At 49.7% G+C, this 9037-nt stretch carries 7 protein-coding genes; 6 read left to right on the top strand and 1 reads right to left on the bottom strand.

Going from position 1 to position 9037, the window contains the following annotated elements; translation table 11 throughout:
- Nucleotides 1–182 precede the first annotated feature (182 nt).
- Nucleotides 183–1274 carry a molecular chaperone DnaJ gene (gene dnaJ / locus Q0372_RS05155; RefSeq protein WP_298103402.1) on the bottom strand — a complete coding sequence of 364 codons (1092 nt, stop codon included), beginning with the start codon at nt 1272–1274 and terminating at the stop codon, nt 183–185.
- 129 nt (nt 1275–1403) lie between these two features.
- On the opposite strand from dnaJ, the gene Q0372_RS05150 reads away from it, so the two are divergent.
- The 6 genes from Q0372_RS05150 (at nt 1404) to Q0372_RS05125 (ending at nt 8717) form a co-directional block, all read left to right on the top strand.
- Nucleotides 1404–2075 carry a response regulator transcription factor gene (locus tag Q0372_RS05150; RefSeq protein WP_005870149.1) on the top strand — a complete coding sequence of 224 codons (672 nt, stop codon included), beginning with the start codon at nt 1404–1406 and terminating at the stop codon, nt 2073–2075.
- Entirely contained in the window at nt 2072–3313 is a 1242-nt protein-coding gene (locus Q0372_RS05145) for an ArsS family sensor histidine kinase (RefSeq protein WP_298103400.1), read from the top strand. Before Q0372_RS05150 ends, Q0372_RS05145 begins: the two co-directional genes overlap by 4 nt.
- Complete coding sequence (recR, locus tag Q0372_RS05140; RefSeq protein WP_298103397.1) at nt 3310–3879, top strand: recombination mediator RecR; 570 nt, start codon at nt 3310–3312, stop codon at nt 3877–3879. Before Q0372_RS05145 ends, recR begins: the two co-directional genes overlap by 4 nt.
- A gap of 501 nt (nt 3880–4380) precedes the next feature.
- Nucleotides 4381–5688 (top strand): UDP-N-acetylmuramate--L-alanine ligase, encoded by a 1308-nt coding sequence (gene murC, locus Q0372_RS05135; protein WP_298103395.1) that lies wholly within the window; start codon nt 4381–4383, stop codon nt 5686–5688.
- Between the two features lie 61 nt (nt 5689–5749).
- Nucleotides 5750–6520, top strand: a complete 771-nt coding sequence (locus Q0372_RS05130; RefSeq protein ID WP_298103394.1) for a hypothetical protein — start codon at nt 5750–5752, stop codon at nt 6518–6520.
- The gene (locus Q0372_RS05125; RefSeq protein WP_298103393.1) at nt 6510–8717 is read left to right on the top strand and encodes an endonuclease MutS2; all 2208 of its coding nucleotides are present in this window, start codon (nt 6510–6512) and stop codon (nt 8715–8717) included. The genes Q0372_RS05130 and Q0372_RS05125 overlap by 11 nt, the downstream gene beginning before the upstream one ends.
- The last annotated feature ends 320 nt before the right edge of the window (nt 8718–9037 follow it).

The raw sequence follows: 9037 nt of genomic DNA, 5'->3' as shown, positions 1-9037 counted from the left end.
ATTAAGAATCTTTAAATTTAAATAATATTAAATGCTAATTAAATTTTATCCAAATAATGACACGAAATTTACACCGAAATTACATCCAAACTCTTAGCGAGATTCCAAGCGAAAATCCCGTACTTTGGTGAATAAAACCGCAAGACCACCGCTCAAAACAGATCAAGGCAAATCAAGGCAATTTACTTGAAAAAATTCTTGATCTTATCGAGTATCCCCTCGTCGTCTCCGCCCTTGCTACCGAAGCTTTCTTGAAGCTCGCGCAAAAGCGCCTCCTGCTTCTCGTTCAATTTTTTAGGAGTTTGGACGTTTACCTGCACGATCAGATCGCCGTTTTTCTTGGTGCGGATATTTGGCGCGCCTTCGCCGTAGATCGTGAAACGCTGCTTGTCCTTCGTGCCTACTTTGAGTTTCAGCTCCGCCTTGCCACGTGGCGTCGGCACCTCGATGCTCTCGCCCAAGATCGCCTGCGTGAAAAACACCGGCACCTCGATATACAGGTCGTCTCCATCGCGTAGGAAGTGGCTGTCTTCCTTAACGCGCACTATCACGTACAGATCCCCGATCTCGCCGGTTTTGGAGACGTTGCCCTTGCCGCTTAGGCGCACGCGCTGTCCGTCGTCTATGCCTGCGGGAATGTCAAATTTAAGGCTCACGTCCTCTTCGGTAAAGCCCTTGCCGCCGCAATCCTTGCACCTGTCTTTTACGATCTCGCCCGTGCCGCCGCATTCGGAACAGCTTTGGATGAAGCTCATATATCCGCGCCTAACCGCGACGCGCCCAGTGCCGCCGCAAGCGGAGCAAGTATGTCTTTTTTTATCCTTCGAGCCGGTAGCGTCGCAGGCAGAGCACGGCTTTTTGATTTTGTATTTTATCTCCTTGTGAACGCCCTCTAAAGCCTCTTTAAATTCCAGCGTTACGGCCAGCTCGGTATCTATGCCGTATGGATCGCTAGGGCGTGAACGACCGCCTCCGCCGAATGCTTGCTCGAAAAAATCGCCGAAAATCGAGCTAAAATCAAATCCTCCGCCGCTCGCGCCGCCGTATGCGCCGCTGATGCCCTCTTTGCCGTAGCGATCATACATCCTGCGCTTTTGATCGTCGCTTAAAATTTGATACGCTTCGTTGATCTTTTTAAATTTCTCCTCCGATTCCTTGTCGCCTTGGTTGCGGTCGGGGTGGAATTCCAAAGCGAGCTTTCGAAACGCCTTTTTTATCGTCTCGGCGTCGGCATCGCGCGCCACGCCTAAAATTTCATAATAATCTTCTTCCACGAAATTCTCCTTGAACTATACAAAAGGGGCAATTTTATCTAAATTTAATAAAACGCAAGTTAAGACTTAACTATTTTTATGTATAATGCAATATTTAAAATTTCAAATCAACGATGCAAAGGATAAAAAATGATAAATGTATTGATGATAGAAGACGACAGCGAATTTGCACAGCTTCTAACCGAATATCTGGCTAAATTTAACATCCAAGTTACAAACTTTGAAGACCCGTATTTGGGCATTAGCGCAGGGATCAAAAACTACGATCTACTGATTTTGGATCTTACGCTTCCTGGGATGGACGGACTTGAGGTCTGCAAAGAGATCCGCGAAAAATACGATATTCCGATCATCATCAGCTCGGCTAGAAGCGACGTGAGCGATCGCGTCGTAGGCCTTCAGATCGGCGCGGACGATTACCTGCCGAAACCTTATGATCCAAAAGAGATGCACGCGCGCATCATGAGCTTAATTCGCCGCTACAAAAAAGCTAGCGAGAAGGAAGAAACCGCCACGGATAGCGTATTTCGTATCGACGACAAGCGCCATGAAATTTACTTCGGCGAGGAGTCGCTCGTGCTAACGCCTGCGGAGTATGAAATTTTAGAATACCTAATCAAGCAGCATAGCTTTTCGGTATCTCGCGAGCAGCTCGTATACCATTGCAAGAGCCTAAAAGATAAGGACTCAAAGAGCTTAGACGTCATCATCGGACGCCTACGCACCAAAATCGGCGACAGTTCCAAAGCGCCTAAGCATATCTTTTCGGTTCGCGGTATCGGCTACAAGCTCATCGGATGAAACACTCCTTAATCACGAAGATCACCGTATTTTTCGTAATCGCGCTTATTCTGGTATGCACGCTTTTTGTCACTTTCGGGCGCATCCAGATGAGCAAAGCCCTGGGGGCGATGCAGGCAAACCAGATAAACGCGGTAAATTATCTACTTGAGCTTTACAAACGCAATACCCCGCCTAGCGACATCGAGCAGTATTTTTCAAATTTCGGACTCGAGCTCGTCAAAGACAAAAACGTAATCCAAAATATCGGCACCAGCGGGAAGAAATTTTTCGTCCAAGACACCTCCATCGGGGAGTTTAGCTCGGTCGAGTACAATAACTCGCTCTTTTTAAATATCAAAAACAACTCCTTCATCGTCGTTTTTGAAAGTATCGGCACCAAAAATTTAAACGATCCGCTCTGGGTCGGGTTTTTCCTCACCGTCGCGGTTTTGGTTTCGCTTTATCTGTCGATCATGAAGAGCTTCACGCCGCTAAAAAAACTAAGCAAAAATATCAAAAAATTCGCTCAGGGCAACTTGGACGTAAATTTAGCCGCCGCACACAGCGAGGACGAGATCGGGCAGGTCGCGCAGGAATTTAACAACGCGATCGCCAAAATTCAAGAGCTGATCCGCTCGCGCCAGCTATTTTTGCGCACCATTATGCACGAGCTCAAAACCCCGATCGGCAAGGGCAGGCTCATTACGGAGATGCTCGAGGACGAGACGCAAAAGGTGCGACTCGTAAACGTTTTTGAGCGGCTTGAAATTTTAATCAACGAGTTTGCTAAAATCGAGCAACTCCTCTCAAAAAGCTACTCGTTAAACTATCAAGACTACCATTTCAGCCTCATTTTAGAGCAGGTAAGAGATATGTCGATGCTCGATAATTGGGATGAGCTCATCAGCGAAAATATCGAGTGCGACGCGGTGATAAACGTGGATTTAGGGCTGTTTGCGCTGGCGATCAAAAATTTGATCGACAACGCCTTAAAATATTCCGCCGATAAAAAGGTCGCCATCATCTGCGACGAAAATAAGATCAGCGTCGCCAACCGCGGCGCAGCGCTTGCAAAATCATTCGAGCACTACAAGCAGGCCTTTATCAGAAATAAAGACGAGAAAGCCACCGGCATGGGGCTTGGGCTTTACATCATCGATAAAATTTGCGAGCTGCACAAATTCCGCTTCGAGTACAATTACAGCGACGGTACGCACTACTTCTCGATCGTCTTTTCGCCGAAGGGCGCTATATGAGCGGCACAGACAGGTTCGAAGAGCTCGTCGCAAGCTTTGAAAAGCTTCCGGGCGTGGGCAAAAAATCCGCCCTGCGCTTTGCCTACTACGTAAGCGTGCAAAACTCCTTCCTAGGGCTAAATTTAGCACACAATATCGAAGAGGCGGTGCGCGGACTGCACAGATGCCGCATCTGCGGTGCGGTATGCGAGGGCGAGATCTGCGAATACTGCGCTGACGATGAGCGCGAAAGCGATAAAATTTGCATCGTCGAAAATCCAAAAGACATCTTTATTTTAGAGAGTAATAAAATTTACAACGGTCGCTACTTCGTGCTAGACGCCGCCGACGAAGATAAAATCGCGGCGCTACGCGAGATGGTGAGCCAAAACGGCGCGAGCGAGCTCATATTTGCGCTGACGCCGGGCATTAACTCAGACGGCATCATGCTCTACGTCGAGGACAAGCTCGCGGATCTGGGTTTGAAATTTACCAAGCTCGCTCAAGGCGTGCCTACGGGCGTAAGCTTAGACAACGTCGATATGCTCTCGCTAATAAAGGCGATCAACGGGCGCACCGATATTTAAAATTTCGACGAAATTTTAAATTTATGCGGATAAATTTATCGGCTAAATTTAAAGCATAAAGCGGCGAATAGACTTTACCGCGGAGCCCGAGCGGCGAAATTTTGGGCGTTAAATTTAAATAATGGACGTGCGATGAACGCGATGAAATTTACTGAAATTACGCGGCTTTGGTGCGCGAAACGATGCGGCAGGCACAGCGACAAACGGCGCCTTGCTCGCTGCGAGCTTTAACGGCAAGTTTGAGCCGTAAAATTTTAAGCGCTCCGTTTCAAAGCGGAGTTTTAAGCGCGGAATTTTGAGCGCTAAATTTTAAAAGGCGAAATTCTAAAGGTAAATTTAGATCGCTAAATTTTAAACGCGGTTTGGCAGCTACCGAGACTACACAAAGCTGCGAGCTCGTAAAATTTAGAGGCGAATTTCAAGGCGCGCGGAATGGTTTAAATTTTTAAATTTCGCCCACGCGGGATTTAAAAATTTAAACGAAATTATTTAAGGAAAAAGGTGAAAAAGGTTCATTTTATCGGCATCGGCGGCATAGGCATCTCCGCATTAGCGAGATTTTTACACGAGAAAAATTTTATCATCTCAGGCTCTGATATCAAAGAGAGCGAGACGACCTACAAGCTAAGAGCGGACGGCATGGAGATCATCACTCCGCACGACGCTTCGGCGATCAAGGATCAGGAGATCGTCATCTACTCCGCCGCGATCAAAGAGGACAACGTCGAGCTGCAAGCCGCACGCAAAAAGGGGATCGTCTGCCTCTCGCGCAAGGAAGCCCTGCCCTTCGTGCTAAAAGATAAGCACGTCTTCGCAGTCGCCGGCGCGCACGGCAAAAGCACCACGAGCGCGATAACCTCGGCGCTGATAGACGGCTCGGTTATCATCGGCGCGATCTCCAAGCAGTTCGGCTCGAATATGAAATACGAAAACAGCGAAAACATCATCTTTGAAGCCGACGAGAGCGATTCGAGCTTTTTAAATTCCAACCCCTACGTCGCGGTCGTGACCAACGCCGAGCCCGAGCATATGGATCATTACGACAACGATTTGGATAAATTTCACGCGGCGTATCGCGGCTTTTTGGAACGCGCCAAGATCCGCGTGATAAACGCCGAAGACGAGTTTTTAAGCTCCATCAAGCTCGGCTGTATCAAGCTCTTTCCTTCGCGCGACATAACGGATCTAAAGGTGCTGCTGCGCGATCATCAGCCGTTTATGAGCTTTAATCTTAAAGAGCTCGGACGCTTCGAGGTTTACGGGCTCGGAAGGCACATCGCGATCGATGCGTCGCTAGCGATCCTAGCCGCGGCGTGCGAGACGGGGCTAGAGCAGATCCGCAAAAATTTGCTAAATTATAAAGGGATCAAAAAGCGCTTCGACATCCTGTGCGCCACCCCGAGCTTCGTGCTCATCGACGACTACGGCCACCACCCCACCGAGATCAGAGCGACGCTGCAAAGCGCGCGCGAATATGCTAGCCTGCTAGGTCTTAGCAAGATCACGGCGATCTTTCAGCCGCACCGCTTCAGCAGACTTAAGGCGAATTTAAACGCTTTCAAAGAGTGCTTTGCGGGCGTGGAGGAGTTAGTGGTGCTGCCCGTTTACGCCGCGGGCGAGCCAAGCAACGGCATCGATCTGAAAGAGGAATTTAAGGGGCTCGGGGCGCTATTTACCGAGAGGGTCTTTAGAAACGGTGAGCGGATAGAATTTAGCGATATTTTCGGCGTTCGCCACATCATAAACGACGGGCTCGTGATCGGATTTGGCGCAGGCGACATCACCTATCAGCTGCGCGGAGAATTTTAGGCTTGAAAACTCTCGCAGAATTTACGAGCTAAACTCCGCTGCGGGCGGGTAAGGATAAAATTTGAGATTTTTGGTGTTTATTTTCGCATTTTTATTTATCGCGGCGATCTTTTTTGTGCGGGACGAAATTTTAAGCAAAAGGGCTAAAATCATCGCCACGGCGCTGATCGTGCTGCTGTGCGCAGGGGCGTATCTTTACGAAAGCGCGAGCGAGCGATCCGCCAAGCTTGAAGAGGAGATGGTGTTTAAATTTAACGCAGGTGCCAGATTAAGATGCGGCGGCGCGATAAATTCCGCTGCCGAAACGCGCGGCGCGGCAAATTCCTCTCCCGAAAAATACGGCGAGGATGCGAAAAATTTGGGCGTGCAAGCGGATGAAGCAAATTTAAAAGAGCAGGACAAGGCAACTTCCGCCGCACAAAGCTCAACCGCGCAAACGAACGAGCAGACTTCAGCCGCGCAAATAAACGGCGCCGTCTCGGATGGGAAAAATTCTATACAAAGCCCTACTTCGCAAAATTCTACGCAGCAGAACGATACGCAGAACCGTGCGCCGCAAAATTCCGCGAGCCAAGGAGGTATGCGAAGCTCCGCTTCACAAAATTCCGCGCAACGAGACGACACGCAAATCTATAGTCAGCAAGGCTCCGCTCAAAATTCTAAAGCTGCGCAAAATTTCGCCGCAGACAAAGAGCAAGGCTCCGCGCAGATCGTAACGCGAGAGAGCTTCACCTACTCCTTTTCTCTGGGCGCTTTCATCGCCAAAAAGAGCGCGGGCGCGGAGTTTAAGGGCAAAACTTATAAAATCAAAGAGTGCGTTTATGATCAGTGACGAACTCTTTACACGCCTCGATCTAGGCGAGTATCTAGCTAAATTTAAAAGCTTTTTGGCGCGCGAAAAGCCGCTGTTTTTAAGCGGCGATAGCAAGCTAAATTTTGAAAAAATTTCGGAGCTTACGAAATTTGATCTCGCGCAGTGCGAGAGCGTCGCGAACCTAGACGACGCACTGATGCGCATCTCAAAGCACGGCGTGCTTCATATCAGCGAAATTTACGAGTTCAGCAAGATCGTCCGATATTTTTTGTATCTCAAAAAGCAACCCTTCGAAGGTAAACTCGCCGCTTGGCTTGCAAAGATCGAGATTCCTGCGCCCATCGCGCAATTAAAGGATTATTTCGACGACCAGGGCGGCTTTCGCGATGCGATAGACGAGCGCTTCGGCGCGCTAAATGAGGCGTTTAAGATAAAAAAGGGCGAGATCGAGCAGACGCTAAAAAGGCTGATCTATTCCAAAGCCCTTTCGCCCTATCTCGCCGATACGCAGATCCACTACATAAGCGACACCGAGGCTCTGCTGGTGCGCGGCGGCTTTAATCACGTACTAAAAGGCAGCGTCGTAGCGCGCTCAAGCGGAGGCTATTTTTACGTGCTTCCCGACGCGATCGCGGCTCTGAAGTCCGCTCAAAGCGCGATTTTGGATAAAAAAGAACAGATCGTTTTCGAGCACTGCAAGCAGATCAGTGCGGTTTTTAATAAAAACTTAGCCTTTCTAAAATTTATAAACGCCGCCTTCGATCAGATCGATGCGCTGATTGCGCGCGCTGCGATGGCAAGAGCGAGCGATTACGAGTTCGTCCTGCCCGAGCCTTCGCGCGACATCGTCCTAGATAGCTTCGCCCACCCCGCGCTTAAAAATCCAAAGCGCGTGAGCGTGGAATTTTGCGGCAAAATTCTACTCATCACCGGCGTGAATGCGGGCGGAAAATCGATGCTTTTAAAAAGCATTCTAAGCGCGGCGCTGCTAGCCAAATACCTCCTTCCGATGCCTATTCGCGCAAGCCTCAGCCGCATCGGCACCTTTAAAGAGTTCGAGCTCATAATGGAGGATCCGCAAAACTCCAAAAACGACATCTCGACCTTTGCGGGCAGGATGGTTGCTTTTAGCAAGTTGTTCGGGCGCAAAGAGATTTTAATCGGCGTCGATGAGATCGAGCTGGGTACCGATTTTGAGGAGGCTGCGAGCCTATACGGCGCGATGATCGAGCAGCTGATAAGCGGCGACGTGAAGATGATCATCACCACCCATCACAAGCGCCTGGCGATGCTGCTTGCGAAAGATCCGCGCGTGGAGCTGCTGGCGGCGCTTTACGACGAGAAAAACAGCGCGCCGAAGTATGAGTTTTTAAAAGGCACGATCGGCAAATCCTACGCCTTTGAAACCGCACTCCGCTACGGCATAGCGCAAAATTTGATCGCCGCGGCGCGCAAAAACTACGGCGAAAACAAAGAGAACTTAAACGAAGCTATCTCAAAAGCGATAAATTTAGAGCTTGAGCTAAAGCAAAAACTAGCCCAGACGCAGCAAAAAGAGGAAAAATTAGACGCGCTAAGCGAGGCGCTAAAAGATCAGCGCGAGCGCGCTCAAAGCGAGCTGAGAGCCGAGCTTTCAAGGCTGCAAAACGAATACTACCGCGCGATTTCGGAGGCCAAACGCGGCGTGAGCCTAAGCGATGTGCGCGAAAAGCAGCGCGCCATAAACCGCGCAAACGAGCTCGCACGGGCCGTGCAGCAGCCGGAGCTCAGCGCGCCCGAGCCGCAAAGCTTCAAGGTGGGCGATCGCGTAAAATACGGCAAGATCAAGGGCGAAATTTTATCGCTCAGCAAAACCCAGGCGCTGATGCTAAGCGATGGCATCAGGCTGCGCGTGCCGCTTAGCGAGCTAAAGCGAAGCGGTGCGGCGCCCGCGCCCGCAAAAAATATCAGCATCAAGGTGCAAAAGCCCTCCTCTGCGTCGCTCGTGCTCGATCTGCACGGCTTGCGCGCCGAGGAAGCGATCAGCAGGCTCGATAAATTCATCAGCCAAAGCCTCGTGATGGGCTTTGATGAGATCATCGTCAAGCACGGCATCGGCACGGGCAAGCTCGCGTTCGCGGTAAAGGAGTTTTTAAAATCGCACCCCAGCGTCAAGGGCTTTCGCGACGGCACGCCCGCAGAAGGAGGCTTCGGCTCAAAGGTCGTCTCGCTTTAGGTTCTAGCTCAAAGACCTTTTCGCTTCATACGCGAATGCGAACGATGCGGAGGAATTCGCCCTATTTCATCTATGCCTTCGCCGAGGTTTTGTAAAAGTACGGATGCTTTTAACGTGGAATTTCGCCGCGGGATTTTAAATTTTACGCCCGCGAAGCTATAAAGCTTTTAAATTTAAACTTAGGATTTTAAAAATTTAAAACGCAAGAGCTCAATTTTAAATTCTAAAATTTTATGCGGCGCAAGCCGCAATAAAAAGAATTTAACGCGAGCCGCGAGGCTCGCCCCTTGAGCGTGCCAGGGGTTAGGGGATTTTAAGGG

Source organism: uncultured Campylobacter sp. (assembly GCF_937997405.1).
Lineage (GTDB): Bacteria > Campylobacterota > Campylobacteria > Campylobacterales > Campylobacteraceae > Campylobacter_B.
This window is presented reverse-complemented; position numbering and strand designations above follow the sequence as displayed.